Raw genomic sequence first — 18,747 nt, 5'->3', positions numbered from 1 at the left:
GGGGCGCTCCGGTTTAGCGCCGCGGCGCGCTCCGCCGTCGTGCTGCATGCCCGAACAGCCAGATGCCGGCCACCGTGGCGAGGTAGCCTGCGATGACGATCAGCGAGGTTCCGGCCCAGAAATAGTTGGTGGTGCTGCCCTCCTGTCCCGGGCCGGGCGCGATCTTCAGCAGCGAGAAGCTGGCCACCCCGGCCGAGGCCAGCCCCGCCAGCACCGGAAGCGCAAGCCACAGCCGCGAGGCCGCCCAATGCTCGCCGTAGCCGTCCCAGACGTTCCAGCGCGGTCCCGTGCGGATGATCAGCCAGCCGGCCGGGAGCATAAACGCCGCCACCACGAGGATGGCCGCGACGACGTCGGCGGGCCGGTGCCACTGGTTGATGAGGGTGGACAGCCCGGTGGCGACGGTGAAAGTGCCGCCAAGGAATCCTGCCAGCGGCCGCCATCGCGGCGAGACCATCAGGAACACGGCGGCCGCGGCGGACGCTGCCATCGTGGTGTGCCCGGAGGGTAGGGAATTCAGCTCCAGGGTCTCGATCCCGCGGTCCGGCCGGACGGGGACCAGATCCTTGATGATCTGGGTCGCCAGGTTGGCGCCCACACAGGCCGCGACGGCGATCCCGGCCGCCGCCCAGCGCCGACGCATCACCGTGACGAAGAGGACCACCACGCTGGCGATCAGCACGGACACAGCCGGCAGTAAGTCCAGGAGCCTGTTGGCAGCCTTGCCGGCCGTACCGTGCATTTCGACGGCTTCGACCAGTGCCGATTCGTCGATGAACTGGCCGGTGGTGGTGCGGACGAAGAAGAAATACGTTGCGGCGAGCGCGGCCAGGCAGGCGAGCGTGGCCAGCAGAAACAACAGGCCGGTGCCCTTGCCCGGAGCACTGGCGGTGCCCTTACCCGGAGCGCCGGGCGGGCCTACCGGGGCCGGGCCTACCGGGGCACGGCGTTGCTGCGGCTGCGGGTACCCCGCAGACGCTTGCTTGCTGGTGCTTTCCTGCCCAAAACTCATCGCTATCAGGTTCCCACAGAACCCTGCACACCGCCTGAACGGCGGGGCGGGGTGCGATTATGGACACCGTGGCCAATCGTCCGATCCCGGCGACGGGTACGCGGCGAGGGTTGGCCAGTGAGCGTTGGCCATTGAGGGTTGGCCAGCGAGGGGTAGGCGGCTGTGCAAAAGCAGGTAGCCGGTACTCTTGTCCGCCCGGAGGCAGCTTCCTAGACTCGGGATTGCCGGTTGGGTAATCTGCCGGATGGTGCTCATTGAGCAGGGCCGGCGAAGACGAGTTGCCTGGACCAGGGACTCACCCCCAGTCAACGCCGGCCCGTCAATGCGCCCGATTCCCGCCCAGGTTGCTTGCCCGAGGGTTGCCTGCCCAAGGTCCGGTTTCCGGGCCCGGTCTGCCGCCCGGGTACAGTAAATCCATGCTCAGCAACCCGGTCCCGCCGTCCGCGGACCCGTCCGGAGGCCTTCCCCACCACCCTGCGGCACGTCCTGCGGGGCATCCTGCGGCACACCCTGCCGGGCAGCTCCCGGAGCTGCGGCTCCCGGACCTGCAGATCCCTGACCTGCAGTTCCCTGACCTGGCAGAACTCCTCGCCGTCGCCCACGTGGTGAGCCTGCCGATGCGGGTGAAATTCCGCGGCATTGTCCAGCGCGAGGCCCTGCTGATCCGCGGCCCACTGGGCTGGGGCGAATTCTCCCCCTTCCCCGAGTATGGCGACGCCGAAGCGTCCCGCTGGCTCGCCGCCGGGATCGAGGCCGGCTGGCAGGGGTTCCCCGAGCCGCAGCGGAACAGCATCCCGGTGAACGCCACGGTCCCCGCCATCGCCGCGGACCGGGTGCCGGAAATCCTGGCCCGCTTCGGCCGGGTGGACGCCGTCAAGGTCAAAGTGGCCGAGCGCGGCCAGAGCCTTGACGACGACGCCGCACGGGTGGCCGCGGTCCGCGAAGCCCTCCCGGACGCCGCAATACGGGTGGACGCTAACGGCGGCTGGGACGTGGCAACCGCCGTCGAGGCACTGACCCGGCTCGCCGCCGTCGGACTGGAATACGCCGAACAGCCGGTGCCTGACATCGCCGGCCTCGCCGAGGTGCGCCGCCGGCTGCGGGCCTCCGGCGTCCCGGTGCTGATCGCCGCTGACGAGAGCGTGCGCAAAGAGGAGGACCCGCTCAAGGTGGCCCGCTCCGGCGCCGCGGACCTGATCGTGGTGAAGGTGGCGCCGCTCGGGGGAGTGCGCCGCGCCCTCGCCATCGTGGCGCAGGCCGGACTCCCCGCCGTCGTCAGCTCGGCGCTGGACACCTCCGTGGGGATCCGCGCCGGGCTCGCGCTCGCCGCCGCCCTGCCCGAACTGCCGTACGCCTGCGGGTTGGGGACAGTGTCCCTGCTCGCCGCAGATGTCACCCGGGATTCACTGGTCCCGGACGACGGCGTCATCCGGCTCCGCGAGGTCGCCGCCGACCCGGAACTGCTGGCAGCGCACGCCGCCGCGCCGGAGCGCCGGGACTGGTGGCTGGACCGGCTGCGCCGGGTCCACGCGGTGCTGGCTTCCGGCGGGGGAGGGTCGGCGTAGGCGGGGTCGGCCGGCATGGCAAGATGTTCCGATGACCCATCCCACGCCCGTCCGATTCCGCGTGCGCGTCCGCCGGTGCAGACCTGGCTTGCTGGCGGTGACGCTGACGTTGCTGCTCAGCGCGTCCGGATGTTCTGCTGCACCCGGACCGGCGTCCCCCGACGCTGCGGCGTCCGAGCCGGGGCCCACTGCCGCAGGTGCGCCCTCGGGTGCTGCCGCGGAGTCGCCGTCGAGCGCTGCCGCGGACTCGCCGTCGAGCGCTGCGGCTGGGGCGGCGCCGTCGAGCGCTGCGGCTGGGGCGGCGCCGTCGAGCGCTGCGGCTGGGGCGGCGCCGTCGAGCGTTGCGGCGTCAGATGCTCGACAGAAAGTGCAAGCGGCCCTTGGGCCCGTGGCTGCTTCCGCTCCGGAAGCGAGTCGGGAGCAGATCCGGGCGGCCCTTGCCACAGCCGGGTTCGGGGCGGAGGCCGTTGAGGTCTCAGCTTCGCGGACGCCGACGGGGTTGGCCGTGGAAGCCGTGGAGGCCGGAGTCCTGAGTGGCGAGCATTGCGTGATGGCGCAACTGCGCGGCGGAAGGCTGGAATTGTCCGTGCTGCCGGTCCTCTGGAACGGGAGGTGCTTCGTTGGCAGTACCGACAAGTAGCCGGCTGGACTGCGGAGCCGGGGTTCCCGTCCGTGTGAACCCGGCGCGGCGCAGCCCGGGGCTGCTGCTTTTCCAGGTGGCGGGCGAACTCCTGATGACCGCGGGTGTCATTGCACTGCTCTTCGTCGCGTGGGCACTGTGGTGGACCAATGTGGAGGCCGATGCGGGTCAGGCTGCCGCCGTGAAGCAGTTCATCCAGCAGAATTCCGTTCCTGCACCAGCGGCTCCCGCAGCGGGTAGCCTGCCTGCGCCAACTGGTGGCCCGGAGGCGGCGGGCTCGGCTCCTCCGGTGGGAAAGGCGCCAGGCCGTGGACAGGCGATCGCCGTCGTATATATTCCGAGGTTCGGGGCGGATTACAGCAGACCGATCGTTCAGGGCACCAGCCAGGAGGTCCTGGATACCCTGGGGCTGGGCCACTATGAGGGCACCGCCATGCCGGGCGAGCTGGGGAACTTTGTGGTTGCAGGTCACCGCCAGACGCACGGAGCCGTTCTCGACGAGATCCACACCCTGGTGCCTGGGGACAAGATCTATGTTCAGACAGCCGACGCCTTCTACACCTACGTGTACCGCAACGGGGAGATCGTCCTGCCGGACCGGACGGACGTGTTGTTGCCGGTGCCCGGCGAGCCGAACGCCAAACCGGCAAGCAGGATCATGACCATGACAAGCTGCAATCCGCGATTCGGCTCTGAGGAGCGCATCATCGCGTATTCCGTTTTCGAATCGTGGCAGCCGCTCAGCGCCGGGCCGCCGGCAGCTATTGCAAAACAGCTCGCTGAGCTACAAGGACAGGGCAAATAGATGTATGCATGGCTATTCCGGCAGCTCCCCGGGCCCCTCTGGCTGCGGGCGGCCGTTTCCCTGGTGCTGCTCGCGGCCGTGGTGGTGGCGCTGGTCGAGTTCGTCTTTCCGTGGGTGGCCCACGTGACCCAACTGAACGGAAACACGGTGGGGTAAAGGCGGGGCCGGTTTCGACGGGGTCTGCTTCGTCGGGGGCCGCCGTGCTGGCCGTCTTGGCCACGGGCCAAACCATCGAGTTCACCGGAACTTCACCGGGGAGACGGCTCCGCGTGGTCCGCGGCTGACAGGGTGGGCACGATCGCAGTCCACTCCTTGGAAGGTCTCCCCATGTCTGTTTCTTCCGGACGCACGTTTTCCCTGCTCCCGATGCTCGGCCACACCAAAGGCAAGCGCAGCGCCGTCACCTGCGCGCTGAAATGCGACAACGCCTGCTCCGGCGAGGTCTGCAACACCAGCTCCAACAGCTACTTCCGCGACATCGCCTCCGCCACCATGTCCCGCCGCGCGGCGCTGGGCTTCGGCGCCGCCGGCGCGCTCGCCGTCGCGTTCGGCGGAGCACTGACTTCCGCTGAGTCTGCGGTGGCCGACGGCGGCCCGGGCCTCGCCCCGGCAGCCAAGAACGGCTACGGAAAGTCCAGGCTCAAGTTCACCGCCATCGCGCCGGTTGACGCCGCCGTCGACGCCGTCACTGTTCCGGAAGGCTTCACCTGGCAGCCGGTCATCCGCTGGGGCGACCCGCTGTTCAAGGACACACCGGACTTCGACCTCCAGCGCCAGACCGCCGCGGCCCAGGCCGGACAGTTCGGCTACAACAACGACTACACGGACATCCTCGAACTCCCCGGCAGCCAGGGCCGCCGCGCGGTGCTGTTCGCCAACCACGAATACACCAACGAGAGCATCATGTTCCCGGCCACGATGCCCGCCGAGGAGGTCCGCGCGATCGGCGCCGCCGCCCACGGGCTCTCTGTTGTGGAGCTGGAACGCAAGAACAAGAACAAGCCGTGGGCGTACGTGCGGGGCGCGAAGCTCAACCGCCGCTACCTGAACAACACCGCGTACGAACTGACCGGCCCGGCGGCCGGCTCGCCGCTGGTCCGGACGAAGGCGGATCCGGCCGGCCGCACCATTCTGGGCACCCTCGGCAACTGCGCCGGCGGCACCACCCCGTGGGGCACCATCCTCTCCGGCGAGGAGAACTTCAACGGCTACTTCGTCTCGCCGGGCACTTCCGCCGGTGACAAGCGCTACGGCCTGACCTCGAAGGCGACGGCCCGCAAGTGGGAGTTGGACGATCCGCGGTTCGACACCCGCAACCCGGGGTATGAGAACGAGGCGAACCGCTTCGGCTGGATCGTGGAAGTCGATCCCTTCGATCCCAAGTCCACGCCGAAGAAGCACTCCTCCCTGGGCCGCTTCAAGCACGAGGGCGCCAACGTGATCGTGGCCGAGTCCGGGCACGTGGTGGCATACTCCGGCGACGACGAGCGGTTCGACTACCTCTACAAGTTCGTCTCGGCAGAGAAGTACCGTCCCGGAACAACAGCCGGCGACCGCAAACACAACATGACCCTGCTGTCCGCGGGGGATCTCTACGTCGCCAAGTTCACCGGGAACTCCCCGGCGGCCGAGATCGACGGCAAGGGCACGCTGCCCTCCGACGGCGGGTTTGACGGCTCCGGCGAATGGCTGCCGCTCGTCGTCGGCGGCAAGTCCGCCGTCGCAGGCATGTCCGTCGAAGAAGTACTCGTGTACACCCGGCTGGCCGCGGACAAGGTGGGCCCCACCAAGATGGACCGCTGCGAGGACGTCGAGCCCAGCCTGCACACGGGCAAGGTCTACGTGGCCTGCACCAACAACTCGGACCGCGGCAAGCCCGGCAAGGAAGGCGCCACCGAGGTCAACCCCCGCAACGCCAACCGCGACGGCCACATCGTGGAAATCACCGAGACCGGCGACCAGACCGCCACGGCGTTCCGCTGGAACCTGCTGATGGTCTGCGGCGACCCCGCCCAGGGCGACGTCACCTACTTCTCCGGTTTCCCGGTGGACAAGGTCTCGCCCATCTCCTGCCCGGACAACCTGGCGTTCGACTCGGTGGGCAACCTCTGGATCTCCACCGACGGCGCCCCCTCCGGCATCGGCAAGGCCGACGGCCTGTTCAAGGTCACGCTCGACGGCGCCGAGCGCGGCCGGGTGGAGCAGTTCCTTGCCGTCCCGCGCGACGGCGAAACCTGCGGGCCCATCATCCACGACGAGGAACGCACCGTGTTCGTCTCCGTGCAGCACCCGGGCGAGGATGGCACCTTTGATGCGCAGCTGTCCTTCTTCCCGGACTACGTCGGGGCCGGCACGACGCCGAAGCGGGGCCAGGCGCGCGCTCCGCGTCCGTCCGTGGTGCAGGTCTACCGCGCGGACGACTAACAGCAACGCGGGGTCACATCCGGCCCATGTTGGGGGCCATTATGGGCGCGATGTGACCCCGCGTTGCTTCTCCCGGGGCGTCGCTCCTCCGCATTCCGCATTTCGACGGCGGAATGTGGGGGAGCGTTTGCTGTTCAGGGGCCGGAAATGAGGGAGCGTATGTTGGGGAGTATGTGCGCACAAGTCTGAGCGGACTTGACTGATACCCCCTAGGGGTATAGTTTCAGGAGTACCGGAGAGAGTCGTCACTGCACCCGCTTACTCCGCGTAAATCTCCTACCCGCGTTGAGTAGACCAGCTCGAACCAGGTCACCAGCGGCCTGCCGCCCGGGAAGCGGCCGGCTACCGGCCCGCCGTCGTCCGCTAACCCGGACCACAGGCGGCGCGGCCCCAGACAGAGGACTAATCATGACCGAGGATGCACACCACCACCGCGGGGCCGCAACGGCCGAGCAGGTCAAGGATCCCGTTTGTGGGATGACCGTCGACCCGCACGCCGCCGGACACCACACCGAATACCGGGGACATCCGTACTACTTCTGCTCGCCCGGGTGCCAAGCCAAGTTCGTGGCGGACCCGGACCGGTATCTGCCCGGCAGCGTGGCGTCAGCGGAAATGGCGCCGTCGGAAGGTGGGGAGCTCGAGTACACCTGTCCGATGCACCCAGAAATCCGGCAGGCCAGCCCCGGTTCCTGCCCGATCTGCGGGATGGCGCTGGAACCGGTGGTCATCACTGCCGGCAGCGGACCCAACCCCGAGCTCGGTTACATGAGCCGGCGCTTCTGGGCCGGCCTGGCCCTGACGATCCCGGTCGTCATCCTCGAAATGGGCGGCCACCTTATCCCCGAGCTGCACGAAGTGGTGCCGCCGCGGCTCTCCGCCTGGATCCAGTTCGTTCTGGCCACCCCCGTGGTGCTGTGGGCCGGCTGGCCCTTCTTCGTCCGCGGCTGGGCGTCGCTCCGGACCATGCAACTGAACATGTTCACGCTGATCGCAATCGGCACGGGGGTCGCCTGGCTCTACAGCGTGGCCGCCGTCTTCGTCCCGTCCGCCTTTCCCGAGGCGTTCCGGGCCATGGACGGCAGCGTCGACGTCTACTTCGAGGCTGCCGCGGTCATTGTGGTCCTGGTCCTGCTCGGCCAGGTGCTAGAGCTGCGCGCCCGGGAGCAGACCTCCGGGGCCATCAAGGCCCTGTTGGATCTGACGCCCAAGACCGCGCGGCGGATCGGGGCCGACGGCGTCGAACAGGAAGTGCCGCTCGGCCAGCTGCAGGTCTGTGACCGGGTCCGGGTCCGGCCGGGGGAGAAGGTCCCGGTCGACGGCGACGTGGTGGACGGGCGCTCCACGCTCGACGAATCCCTGGTCACCGGAGAATCGATGCCTGTGACCAAACACGCCGGGGACCACGTCGTCGGCGGCACGCTCAACCAGACCGGGGCGCTGGTCATCAGCGCTCAGAAACTGGGCCGGGACTCCATGCTGGCCCGCATTGTCGCCATGGTCGCCGCCGCCCAGCGGTCCCGTGCCCCGATCCAGGGCCTGGCCGACAAGGTCGCCTCCTGGTTCGTTCCGATCGTCATCGCCATCTCCGTGGCCGCATTCATCATCTGGGCAGTGGCCGGACCCGAACCCCGGATGGCGCACGGACTGATCGTGGCCGTTTCCGTGCTGATCATTGCCTGCCCATGTGCCCTGGGCCTGGCCACACCGATGTCGATCATGGTCGGCGTCGGACGCGGTGCGGGTCTGGGCGTGCTCATCAAGAACGCCGAAGCCCTCGAACGGATGGAACAGATCGACACACTCGTCGTCGACAAGACCGGGACCCTGACCGAGGGACGGCCCTCCGTCACCGGGATTGTGACGGCCGACGGCTTCGCGGAACAGGACGTGCTGCGGCTGGCCGCCGCCGTCGAGCAGGCCTCCGAGCACCCGCTTGGCCTGGCCATCATCGAAGCCGCGCAACGCGCCGGCATCACCATTCCCGCGGTCGAGGACTTCGACTCGCCGCTGGGTAAGGGTGTCTCCGGAACAGTTGAGGGACGGCGCGTGCTGCTGGGCAGTGCGAAATTCCTCGCCTCCGAAGGCGTGCAGACCGATGCCCTCGCCGGCCGTGCCGAGGAACTGCGGGCCGACGGCGCGACCGCCATCTTCGCCGGCATCGACGGACTTCCGGCCGCCGTGCTCGCCATCGCGGACCCGATCAAGGAAAGCACACCCGCCGCGCTGGCCGCCCTGCGGCAGGAAGGCGTCCGCGTTGTCATGCTCACCGGCGACAACCGCACCACGGCCGAAGCGGTCGCCCGGCGGCTGGGGATCACCGAGATCGAGGCGGAGGTGCTGCCCGATCACAAGAGCGCCGTCGTCGAGCGGCTGCGCGCCGAGGGCCGGATCGTCGCCATGGCCGGCGACGGCGTCAACGACGCACCCGCCCTGGCCGCGGCCGACGTCGGCATCGCCATGGGTTCCGGAACCGACGTGGCGATCGAGAGCGCCGGAATTACGCTGCTGAAGGGGGACCTGACCGGAATCGTGCGGGCCAGGAAGCTCTCCGAAGCCACCATGGCTAACATCCGGCAAAACCTTGTTTTCGCGTTCATCTACAATGCTGCCGGAATCCCGCTCGCTGCAGGCATTCTCTACCCAGCCTTCGGCCTGCTGCTCTCACCGATCGTCGCTGCCGCCGCGATGGCGCTGTCCTCCGTCAGCGTGATCACCAACGCGCTGCGTCTGCGGGCAACGAAAATCTGACCGAACCGCCGCGCGGCTCCCTGGCCACGGACCCCTGCCTCGCCGCCCCTGCCTCGGGGCCGCTTCGCTCCGGAGTTCAAGGCTTGTTCACCGCAACGCGGGGTCAGATCCGGCCCATGTTGGGGGCCATTATGGGCGCGATGTGACCCCGCGTTGCTTGTGGGGGCGGGAGGTGAGGGAGCGCCGGGGGTTACGAGGGTTGGGGAACTGATATTTTGAACAGTGTGAATAATCCGGCCGAATTGGTTGTCCCCAGAGTCCAGGCAGCGATTGCCAGCGCGTTCGGCGAAGAGTACCGCGGGACGGATCCGGTGATCAGGCCCTCGCAGTTCGCGGACATCCAGATCAACGCCGCCATGGCCCTGGCCAAGAAGCTCGGCACGCTGCCGAGGGACGCCGCCGCGCGGATTGTCGAAGCCCTCGAACTGGACGGCATCTGCACCGCGGTGGAAATCTCCGGCCCAGGCTTCATCAATCTCACCTTCGACGGCACCTGGATCGAAGAGCTGCTCAACACCGAGTCCCGCAGTGCCGAAGCTCCGGGCGCCCCGGCCGCGCGGCAGGCAGAGGCCCGCCGCGTCGTCGTCGACTATTCCTCGCCGAACGTCGCCAAGGAGATGCACGTGGGGCACCTGCGCACCACGGTGGTGGGCGACAGCATCGTCAGGGTGCTCGAGGCGCTGGGGGACACCGTCATCCGGCAGAACCACATCGGCGACTGGGGTACGCCGTTCGGCATGCTGGTGGAGCACTGGCTGGAGATCGGCGAGGATTCCCCGGCGGCGGCGCTGCTGGTCGATGACCCCAGCGCCTTCTATCAGGCGGCCCGCGCCAAGTTCGACGACTCGGCCGCCGACGACGACGGTTTCGCCACCCGCGCCCGGCTCCGGGTGGTGGCCCTGCAAGGCGGCGACGCCGAGACCTTCGCGGTCTGGCAGCGGCTGGTGGCCCAGTCGAAACGCTACTTCAACGCCATCTACGCCATGCTGGGCATCAGCCTCACCGACGACCACATCGCCGGCGAAAGCTCGTACGACGCCGATTTGGCACGCCTGTGCCAGGAACTCGAGGACAGCGGAGTCGCACGGGTCAGCGACGGCGCTCTCTGCACCTTCCCCGCCGGGTTCACCGGCCGCGACGGCCAGCCGCAGCCGCTCATCATCCGCAAGTCCGACGGCGGCTACGGCTACGGCACCACCGACCTCGCCACCATCCGCTACCGGGTCCGCGAGCTCGAGGCCGACCGTGTCCTCTACGTTGTGGGTGCGCCGCAGAACGTCCACCTGCGCATGGTCATGGCCACGGCCCGCGACGCCGGCTGGCTCCCGGACACCGTCGAGGCCGTACACGTACAGATCGGCAACGTGCTGGGCGAGGACGGGAAGATCCTGAAGTCCCGCTCCGGCGCCCCGGTGAAGCTGATGGCCCTGCTGGAGGAGGCTGTGGACCGCGCCCGCGCCGTCATCGACACCAGCCGGCCCGAGCTCACCGAGGAGGAGCGCGCCGTGACCGCACGCCAGGTGGGGATCGGCGCCGTCAAGTACGCGGACCTCTCCGTGGGCCACGACACCGAATACGTCTTTGACTTCGACCGGATGCTTGCCCTGAGCGGCAACACCGGGCCCTACGTGCAGTACGCCGCCGCGAGGATCCGCTCCATTCTGCGCAAGGCCGGGGTGCTCGAGCATCCCGCCGCCGGAACCGATACCGCCGGAACCGATACCGCCGGAACCGATACCGCCGGAACCGATACCGCCGGAACCGATACCGCCGGAACCGGCTTCGGCGCCGGGACCGAAACTGACGGAACCGACTCCGACGGCGGGATCCCGGCAACGGCGATCGCCGTCGTCGAACCCGCCGAACGCGCACTGGCACTGCACCTGCTCGAATACGGCGCCACGCTGAGCAAGGTGGGCGAGGTGCTCGAGCCGCACCGGCTGTGCGCCTACCTCTTCGAGCTCGCGCAGCTCTTCACCTCCTTCTACGACCAGTGCCCCGTGCTGAAGTCCGAGGATTCGGTCCGCGAATCGCGGCTGGCGCTCTGCGCTCTGGTGCTGCGCAGGCTCTCCGGCGGCCTGGAACTGCTCGGCATCGAGACGCCGGAGAACATGTGAGTCCGGCGGACCCGGGCCCCAACGGATTGAGCGCGCTGGACGCCGCGCGGACCGCCGTCGCCACGCTGCTGGACTCCGGCGTGCGCTACGTGGTGGTGGCGCCCGGCTCGCGCTCCGCCCCGATGGCCTACGCCCTGGCCGAGGCCGACGCCGCCGGCTTGGTGGAGCTGCTGGTCAGGATCGACGAACGCGACGCCGGTTTCACGGCCCTCGGCCTGGCCCTCGCCACAGGGACGCCCGCGGCCGTGCTCACCACCTCCGGGACCGCCGTCGGGAATGTGATGCCGGCCGTCATGGAGGCCAACCACGCCGCGGTGCCCCTCGTGGTCATCTCGGCCGACCGGCCCGAGGAACTCCGCGGCACCGGCGCCAACCAGACCACGGTGCAGCTGGACCTCTTCGGCGACCACGTGCGCTTCGCCGCAGATGTACCCGCCGGCAGCGATCCGCGGCGCGCCGTCGAGACCGCCCTGAGCGCGGCCTCCGGTGCTTTTGAGGACACCCCGCCCGGACCCGTTCACCTCAACCTGGCCTTCCGCGACCCGCTCGTTCCGGGACCCGGCGAGGGACTTCCCGCCGAGTCCGGCCGCCGGATCTACCGTGCAGCCCAAGGGCCGCTGGCCCTCGATTTCCCGCCCGCCTCGGCCGGCCTGCCGGAGCGCCGCACCGTGGTGCTCGCCGGTCACGACGCCGGCCCGGTGGCCGAGGCCTTCGCCCGCGCCCACGGCCTGCCGCTGCTGGCCGAGCCGTCCTCCAACGCCCGGTTCGGGCCGAATGCGGTGGGACCCTACCGGCTGCTGCTGGAGCATTTTGGCCCGGACTCCCCGCAGCCGATCGAGCGGGTGGTGCTGTTTGGCCGACCCACCCTGTCCCGGCCCGTTGGCGCCCTGCTGGCCCGGGCCGACGTTCCCTCGGCCCTGTACCAGCCCGTTCCGGTGGCCTGGTACGAGCCCGGCCGCCGCACCGAGCTTCCGCTCGAGACCCTGGCTGATCTTGCCGACTTTGCCGGCCGCGGCTCCCCGGCCTGGCTTGATGCCTGGCTCCTGGCGGGGGCCGCCGCGCAGCACGCCGTCGACCTCGTCCTCGCTGGAACCGCCGCCACCGGGCCGTCCGTGGGTGCCTTGGTCTGGGCTCACTCGAAGGGGCAGCTGGTCCTCGGCTCCTCGAACGGTATCCGCGACGTGGACCTGGCAGGCTGGCCCGCACCGGAACCGCTCGCCACGGTCTTCGCCAACCGCGGCCTGGCCGGGATCGACGGTACCATCGCCACGGCCACCGGCATCGCCCTGGGCGACCAGCAGGAAACCACGGTGCTGATGGGCGACGTCACCTTCCTGCACGACGCCGGCGGGCTGCTGCTCGGCGCCGGGGAAGCCGAGCCGACGCTCCGGATCGTGGTGCTGAACGACGCCGGCGGGGCCATCTTCGGGCTGCTTGAGCACGGGGCCGTGGAGGCAACCGGGCGCTACGGCGACGCCGTCGAACGGCTCTTCGGGACCCCGCAGTCCGTGGACCTTGCGGCACTCGCGGCGGCGTACGGCGTCGCCCACCGCTCGGTCAGCACGACGTCGGGGCTCGCCGAGGCGCTGGCGGAGCCCTGGGAGGGCCGCCGCATCATCGAGGTGCGAACCGACCGGCGCAGCCTGCGGAAGCTGCACGCTCGGATCAAGTCCGCGGTGGGCGCTGCCGTGACCGGAGTGCTGGCCGCGGAGTAGCCCTGGCGACCCGCCTTCCTCCTGGCGACGCGGCACCCGCCCAGCGACGCGCTTTGTGCCTGGCGACGCGGAAAATACCCTGCGCGGCTTGAATTCCCGCCGCGTCAGGTATTTTGCGTGTCGCAGAACGGGAAGCGCCGCGCAGAATAGGGAGCGCCGCGCGTCGGGTTGTCCACATGGACCCCCTTCGGCATGGTGCGGCCGCCGATAGCCTGCGATCTTCGTTCCATGACCGAACTGCCAAAGTTGATCCTCACCCGCGAGCACATCCAACAAGGGCTGACCCCCAAGGAGCTGGCCAGCCGCTGCCGTTCGGGCGCACTGTTCCGGGTGCGCCAGGGTGTCTACGTCGACGGCGGTGTCTGGCGCGCTTTGCATCCCTGGGACCAGTACCGGGTCCGGGTCAGTGCGGCCGCGGAGACCTTTGTGGCTCCGACCATCTTTGCCCGGCACTCCGCCGCTTCTGTGTGGAGAATTCCGACGATCGGATTCCGGCGCCCCGTGCACGCCCTGACCCTGCAGAACGACGGCGGACGCTCCCGTGCGGGGGTGCTGCGGCACTACGCTCCTCCGGCCGGCTCGACGTGCGTGCGGCGGGACGGGCTCCTGGTGACCGGCAGAGTCCGCACAGTGCTGGATCTTGCCGCCTTCTCACCGTTTATCGAGGCAGTGGTGCCCCTGGACCATGTGCTCAAGCCGGACGTTGCGCAGCGCCTGCCAGCCCTCACAAAGGAAATGCTGTTGGCCGGAATCGAGGGCAATTACACTATGGCTGCCGCGCGGCGGATCCGGAGGGCAGTGGAGTTTGCCGATCCGCGGTCCGGCTCGGCCGGCGAGTCCTACGGCCGGGCCCTCATATGGGCAGCAGGGTTCCCGGTGCCGGAACTCCAGTACGAATTTCGCGATGGTTCAGGACTCGTCGGCTACACGGACTACTACTGGAACGGCGTTCGGGTTGCCGGCGAGTTTGACGGCGTCGAAAAGTACGTCAAGCCCGACTATCTGAACGGCCGGACCGCGTCTCAGGCCGTCGTCGACGAAAAGGACAGGGAGAACCGGATCCGGGCACTGGGAAACGGCATGGTCCGCCTGGTCTGGGCCGATTTGATCGCAGCCGGGCTACTCGAAAGGAAGCTGGCAGCGGCGGGCGTGCCCCGGCGTCGTGCCCGCTCCGCCCGGTGAAGGCGACGCGCAAACCCGTCCGCGATGCGCAAACCCGTCCGCGACGCGCAAACCCGTCCGCGACGCGCATAAGCCCTGGCGCTACCGGAATTCCAGCAGCGCCAGGGCTTTTGCGCGTCGCCCGGGGAAACCTGTGGCCTACAGGACCCGGCTGAGGAATTCCCTGGTGCGGGGATGCTTCGGGTTTGCCAGAATTTCCTGGGGATCACCGGATTCCACCACCACACCGCCATCCATGAACGTCAGGCGGTCGCCCACTTCTCGGGCAAATCCGATCTCGTGGGTCACCACAATCATGGTCATGCCGGACTGGGCGAGGTCCTTCATGACGTTCAGGACGTCGCCAACCAGCTCAGGGTCCAGCGCGGAGGTGGGTTCATCGAAGAGCATAAGCTCCGGATCCATGGCCAGGGCACGGGCGATTGCCACCCGCTGCTGCTGCCCGCCGGAAAGCTGCGACGGGTAGTGGGCGGCGTGGTCCGACAGCCCCACGCGGTCCAGCAGTTCCATGGCCCTCTTCCGTGCGGCATCCCGGGACTGGCCCTTGACCTGGACCGGTGCCTCCATGATGTTGTAGAGGGCTGTCTTGTGCGGGAAAAGGTTGAAGCGCTGGAACACCATCCCGATCTCGCGGCGCTGGGCCGCGATGTCCTTCGTTTTCAGGTCATGGAGCCGGCCGTTGACCTCCCGGTAACCGATCAGCTGGTCGCCCACGGAGACACGCCCCGCGCTGATGGTCTCCAACAGGTTCACGCACCGCAGCATGGTGGACTTGCCGGAACCGGACGGGCCGATCACCACGGACACCTCGCCCCTGTTGACCTCCAGATCGATCCCGCGCAGCACATGGTGGCGGCCGTAGAACTTGTGGAGGCCCTCAATCCGCACCAGCGGTTTCTCAGCGGTGATCGTCATTTTGCCTCCTCCTCGGGGAAGTTCATCTTCGACGCCGGCCCAGCTGCAGCGCTCGGCGCTGCGCCGGCGGCTTTGGCGGCCGCCGGATTGATCGTGGCCGGAGCAAGGTTGTCCACTCCCTTGCCGTAGTAGGCCTCGATGAAGTGTTGGCCCACCATGAGAACGCTGGTGATTACTAGGTACCAGATAGCTGCCACGATCAGCAGCGGTACCGGCAGGTAAGTCCTGTTGGCCAGGGTGTTCGTGGCGAACGTCAGATCCAGCGTGAACGGCACGGCCAGGACAAGGGACGTGGTCTTCAGCATGCCGATGGTTTCATTGCCGGTGGGCGGCACAATCACCCGCATAGCCTGCGGCAGGATGATCCGCCACATGATCTTGGTCTTGCCCATGCCCAGGGCCTCGGCGGCTTCCTCCTGGCCGCGGTCCACTGACTTGAGGCCGGCCCGGAAAATTTCCGCCAGGTAGGCTGACTCGTTCAGGCCCAGGCCCAGGATGGCCGCCGCCGTTGTTGTGATGACGGTGCTCGTATCCACGGCGAACCACTCGGGTCCAAACGGGATGCCGGCGGTGATCTTGGGATACAGGACGGAGATCAGGCCCCAGAAGACCAACTGCGTGTACACCGGAGTGCCGCGGAAGAACCAGACCCAGGCCCAACTGGACCAGCGGAACACCGGGTTCTCCGACTGGCGCATGAACGCCAGGAGGATGGCAAGGACAATGGCCAGCACCATCGCGGCCGCCGTCAGCAGCAGCGTCCAGCCGACGCCCTGCACCACCTTGGTGTCGAGGATGTAGGTCCCCACAATGTCCCAGCGGAAGTTGGGGTTGGTGACCAGGCTCTGCAGGAACAGGGCGAGGACACCAAGGATGATGATGGCGCTGATCCACCGGCCCGGATGCCGAACGGGCACCGGATCGTTCAGCACTACCGGAGCTTCAGGGTTTTCCTGCTGACTGCCCATCTTTGCACCTGATTGGCGGCCGGTTGCTGGAAGACTCAAGATCCGGCCGCCGGGTTGACCTCGGACTTGGTGATGGCGCCCTCGGCGTTGCCCCAGCCTTCCAGGATCTTCTTGTAGGAGCCGTTCTCCATGAGCTTGGCGACGGCCTTCTGGACGACGTCGGCCAGGGCCATGTCCGACTTGGCCACGGCGATCCCCTGCGGAGCGGAATCGTAGACGTCGCCGATCTTTTCGATCTGGCCGTTGGTCTGGGTGATGGCGTAGCCAGTGATGGGCGAATCAGCCGCCATGGCATCGACGCTGCCGTTGACCAGGCGGGTGGTGATGTCCGTCTGGTTCTTGAGCGTCACGATGTTGATGGGCTGCTTGCCGTCCGCGGTGCACTTCTTGTTGCGGTCCGACAGATCCGGATCTTCTTGGACAGTACCGGTCTGCACGCCGACGGACTTGCCGCAGAGGTCATCCAGTGAAACCTTCTTCGGGTTGCCCTTCTGCACGGCCCAGGCGGTGCCGGCGTTGAAGTAGCTGACCATGTTCACCGCGCCGAGTCGCTCCGGATTGATGGTGAACGAGGAGATGCCGAGATCGTACTTCGGGCCGAGGGCCGGAAGAATCCCGGTGAATTCGGACGTCTGCACCTGAACCTTCAGCCCCAGGGTGGCGCCGATCGCCTTGGCGATGTCGACGTCGTAGCCCACGGGGGTCTGGCCGTCGGTGCCGAGGAATTCCGCGGGGGCGTAGCTGGTGTCGGAACCCACCGTCAGCGTGCCCTTCGACTTGATGTCCGCCGGCACCATGGCCGCCAGAGCGTCGTCCGTCTGAACGGTGGTGGGGTCAAAGCTGGATTTGGCGCTGCCGGACGGAGCAGCCGCGCCGGATGTTCCGGTTTCAGAGGCATTGGTGCAGGCGGAGAGCGCCAGGGCGCCGACGGCGAGCACAGTGGCTGCCTTGAGCGTGGAGGTGCTCAGGAGTGAACGGGAGATCTGCATTTTCTTACCTTTTGTTGCAGGAACAGGCGTGACTTAGTCGGCTTATAGTGTATCGCCGAATACGAGATGTGCGTCACAGAAAACTAAGTTTCACTATTGGATAACTAATTGGGGGTCAAATGCAAGGCGTCCGCATGTCCAGGTTTCTGAAATCCCGGATTCACGCACCGGGCCGGACCCAGCGCACCGGCTCGGACCCAGCGCACCGGGCCGCACCCCGCTCAGCTGCTGATGCCGAGGGACTCCAGCATCGGCCGGAACTTGGCCCAGGTCTCGGCGAGCTCGGCTTCGGGCACGGAACCCTCCACGATGCCGCAGCCGGCGTAGAGCCGCACCGTTTCCGGGGATTCGATGACCGCGCCGCGCAGTGCGATGCCCCATTCGCCGTTGCCGGCCGCGTCGAGCCAGCCGACCGGGCCGGCGTAGGGACCGCGGTCGAGGTGTTCGAGCTTGCGGATCAGGGCGCCGGCCACCGTGGTGGGGGTGCCGCACACGGCCGCCGTCGGGTGCAGCGCGTTGATCAGGGCGAGGCAGGTGGGGACATGGCCCTCCACCTCGGTCAGCTCCGCCTTCACGTCCGAGGCCAGGTGCCACACATTGGGCAGTTCCAGGATGAACGGTTCGCTGTGGGCGTTCATCGCCTCCGAGAACGGGGCCAACTGGGTGGTGAGCGACTGGATGGCGATGTGGTGTTCGTGGCGCTGCTTCTCGGAGCCGCCGAGAACCCGCTCGGCGAACTCGAGCGGCGAGCCGGCCATTCCCTCGGCGTCGCGGCGGTCCAGGGTGCCGGCCAGGACGCGGGCCTGCGCCGTGCGGCCCTCCACCTGGATCAGCATCTCCGGGGTGGAACCCACCAGGCCGTCGACGCCGTAGGTCCAGCATTCGCGGTAGCGCGCGGCCAGCTGGCGAAGGATTTCCGCGGCATTCACGCCGTCCGGGACGGTGGCGACGATGTCGCGGGCCAGCACGAGCTTTTCCAGTGCACCGGTGCGGATTTCCGCGACACCGGCACCTACGGCCGCCATCCAGTCCGCTTCACTCAGTGAGCCGGTGGACAGGGTCGCCCCGGCAGCCAACGGGAGGGGGCGTACGACGGCGCCACCCGGCTCCGCTGCCACGGTCCCGGAGGTGCCGTTCCCGGCGGTGCTGGCTGCCGACGTCGGGCTCTCAACACTCGGACTCTCAACTGCGGTGCCGTCCGCACCGGGCACGACGCCGGGCGTCCCCAGCCAGCGGTCCAGCGCGGCGCGCGCCCCCGCTTCGGTGAGGTGGCCGTCGTCGAACGTCAACTGGGTGAGCCAGGCCGTGCCGTCGCGCAGGCCCACCACGATTTCGGGAACGATCAGCCGTGAGGCATGCGCGGAAACTTTGGAAAAGGCGAAGGAGCCGAAGGCGACGGGGCCGGTGCCGGGACAGTCCACCGAATCGGTGATGGCGGCCTCGATGACCAGGTGGCGCCACCAGATGTCAGCTTCGAGGAAACGCTCGGGGCCGGTGGCGGTGAACCGGGCGATCTCGCCGAAGCCCACGAGGCCGGCTTCGCGGCGGGTCCAGCAGAGGAGGTCGTCCCGGACCAGAAACGACGGCAGCCCCCCGGGAAAAGATTCTGCATCGAGGGGGAGTGTCAGAGTCCTGACAATTCGGGTACGGATCGCGCTGGTCAT

Annotated in this window: 14 protein-coding genes; 9 read left to right on the top strand and 5 right to left on the bottom strand. The window is 68.4% G+C overall.

The window, feature by feature from the left end; genetic code table 11:
• Positions 1-13: 13 nt before the first annotated feature.
• On the bottom strand, positions 14-1,012 hold the full coding sequence (locus RCH07_RS03060) for a phosphatase PAP2 family protein (RefSeq protein ID WP_326965993.1): 999 nt from the start codon (positions 1,010-1,012) through the stop codon (positions 14-16).
• A 551-nt stretch (positions 1,013-1,563) separates the two neighbouring features.
• On the opposite strand from RCH07_RS03060, the gene RCH07_RS03055 reads away from it, so the two are divergent.
• From RCH07_RS03055 to RCH07_RS03020, 9 genes are all read left to right on the top strand, one after another.
• A complete protein-coding gene (locus tag RCH07_RS03055) occupies positions 1,564-2,577 on the top strand; it encodes an o-succinylbenzoate synthase (protein ID WP_326966051.1) in 1,014 nt (337 codons plus the stop codon).
• 31 nt (positions 2,578-2,608) lie between these two features.
• Positions 2,609-3,217, top strand: a complete 609-nt coding sequence (locus RCH07_RS19245; protein ID WP_442784763.1) for a DUF6993 domain-containing protein — start codon at positions 2,609-2,611, stop codon at positions 3,215-3,217.
• A gap of 34 nt (positions 3,218-3,251) precedes the next feature.
• Positions 3,252-4,022 carry a class E sortase gene (locus RCH07_RS03050; RefSeq protein ID WP_326966050.1) on the top strand — a complete coding sequence of 257 codons (771 nt, stop codon included), beginning with the start codon at positions 3,252-3,254 and terminating at the stop codon, positions 4,020-4,022.
• On the top strand, positions 4,023-4,178 hold the full coding sequence (locus RCH07_RS03045) for a hypothetical protein (protein ID WP_326965992.1): 156 nt from the start codon (positions 4,023-4,025) through the stop codon (positions 4,176-4,178).
• Positions 4,179-4,349: 171 nt separating this feature from the next.
• Positions 4,350-6,446, top strand: a complete 2,097-nt coding sequence (locus RCH07_RS03040) for a PhoX family protein (protein WP_326965991.1) — start codon at positions 4,350-4,352, stop codon at positions 6,444-6,446.
• 408 nt (positions 6,447-6,854) lie between these two features.
• Positions 6,855-9,197 (top strand): heavy metal translocating P-type ATPase, encoded by a 2,343-nt coding sequence (locus RCH07_RS03035; protein ID WP_326965990.1) that lies wholly within the window; start codon positions 6,855-6,857, stop codon positions 9,195-9,197.
• 224 nt (positions 9,198-9,421) lie between these two features.
• Positions 9,422-11,314, top strand: a complete 1,893-nt coding sequence (argS, locus tag RCH07_RS03030; protein WP_326965989.1) for an arginine--tRNA ligase — start codon at positions 9,422-9,424, stop codon at positions 11,312-11,314.
• Positions 11,311-13,029, top strand: a complete 1,719-nt coding sequence (gene menD / locus RCH07_RS03025) for a 2-succinyl-5-enolpyruvyl-6-hydroxy-3-cyclohexene-1-carboxylic-acid synthase (RefSeq protein WP_326965988.1) — start codon at positions 11,311-11,313, stop codon at positions 13,027-13,029. Before argS ends, menD begins: the two co-directional genes overlap by 4 nt.
• A gap of 228 nt (positions 13,030-13,257) precedes the next feature.
• On the top strand, positions 13,258-14,211 hold the full coding sequence (locus tag RCH07_RS03020) for a hypothetical protein (protein WP_326965987.1): 954 nt from the start codon (positions 13,258-13,260) through the stop codon (positions 14,209-14,211).
• 138 nt (positions 14,212-14,349) lie between these two features.
• Here RCH07_RS03020 and RCH07_RS03015 read toward each other — a convergent pair whose 3' ends face one another.
• The 4 genes from RCH07_RS03015 to RCH07_RS03000 form a co-directional block, all read right to left on the bottom strand.
• Entirely contained in the window at positions 14,350-15,126 is a 777-nt protein-coding gene (locus tag RCH07_RS03015; RefSeq protein WP_326965986.1) for an amino acid ABC transporter ATP-binding protein, read from the bottom strand.
• A complete protein-coding gene (locus RCH07_RS03010; RefSeq protein WP_326965985.1) occupies positions 15,123-16,094 on the bottom strand; it encodes an amino acid ABC transporter permease in 972 nt (323 codons plus the stop codon). Before RCH07_RS03010 ends, RCH07_RS03015 begins: the two co-directional genes overlap by 4 nt.
• Positions 16,095-16,129: 35 nt before the next feature.
• Positions 16,130-17,083, bottom strand: a complete 954-nt coding sequence (locus tag RCH07_RS03005; protein WP_326965984.1) for an ABC transporter substrate-binding protein — start codon at positions 17,081-17,083, stop codon at positions 16,130-16,132.
• Between the two features lie 221 nt (positions 17,084-17,304).
• Positions 17,305-18,747 carry an isochorismate synthase gene (locus RCH07_RS03000; RefSeq protein WP_326965983.1) on the bottom strand — a complete coding sequence of 481 codons (1,443 nt, stop codon included), beginning with the start codon at positions 18,745-18,747 and terminating at the stop codon, positions 17,305-17,307.

The sequence above is a fragment of the Arthrobacter sp. CG_A4 genome, from assembly GCF_035985125.1.
Lineage (GTDB): Bacteria > Actinomycetota > Actinomycetes > Actinomycetales > Micrococcaceae > Arthrobacter.
This window is presented reverse-complemented; position numbering and strand designations above follow the sequence as displayed.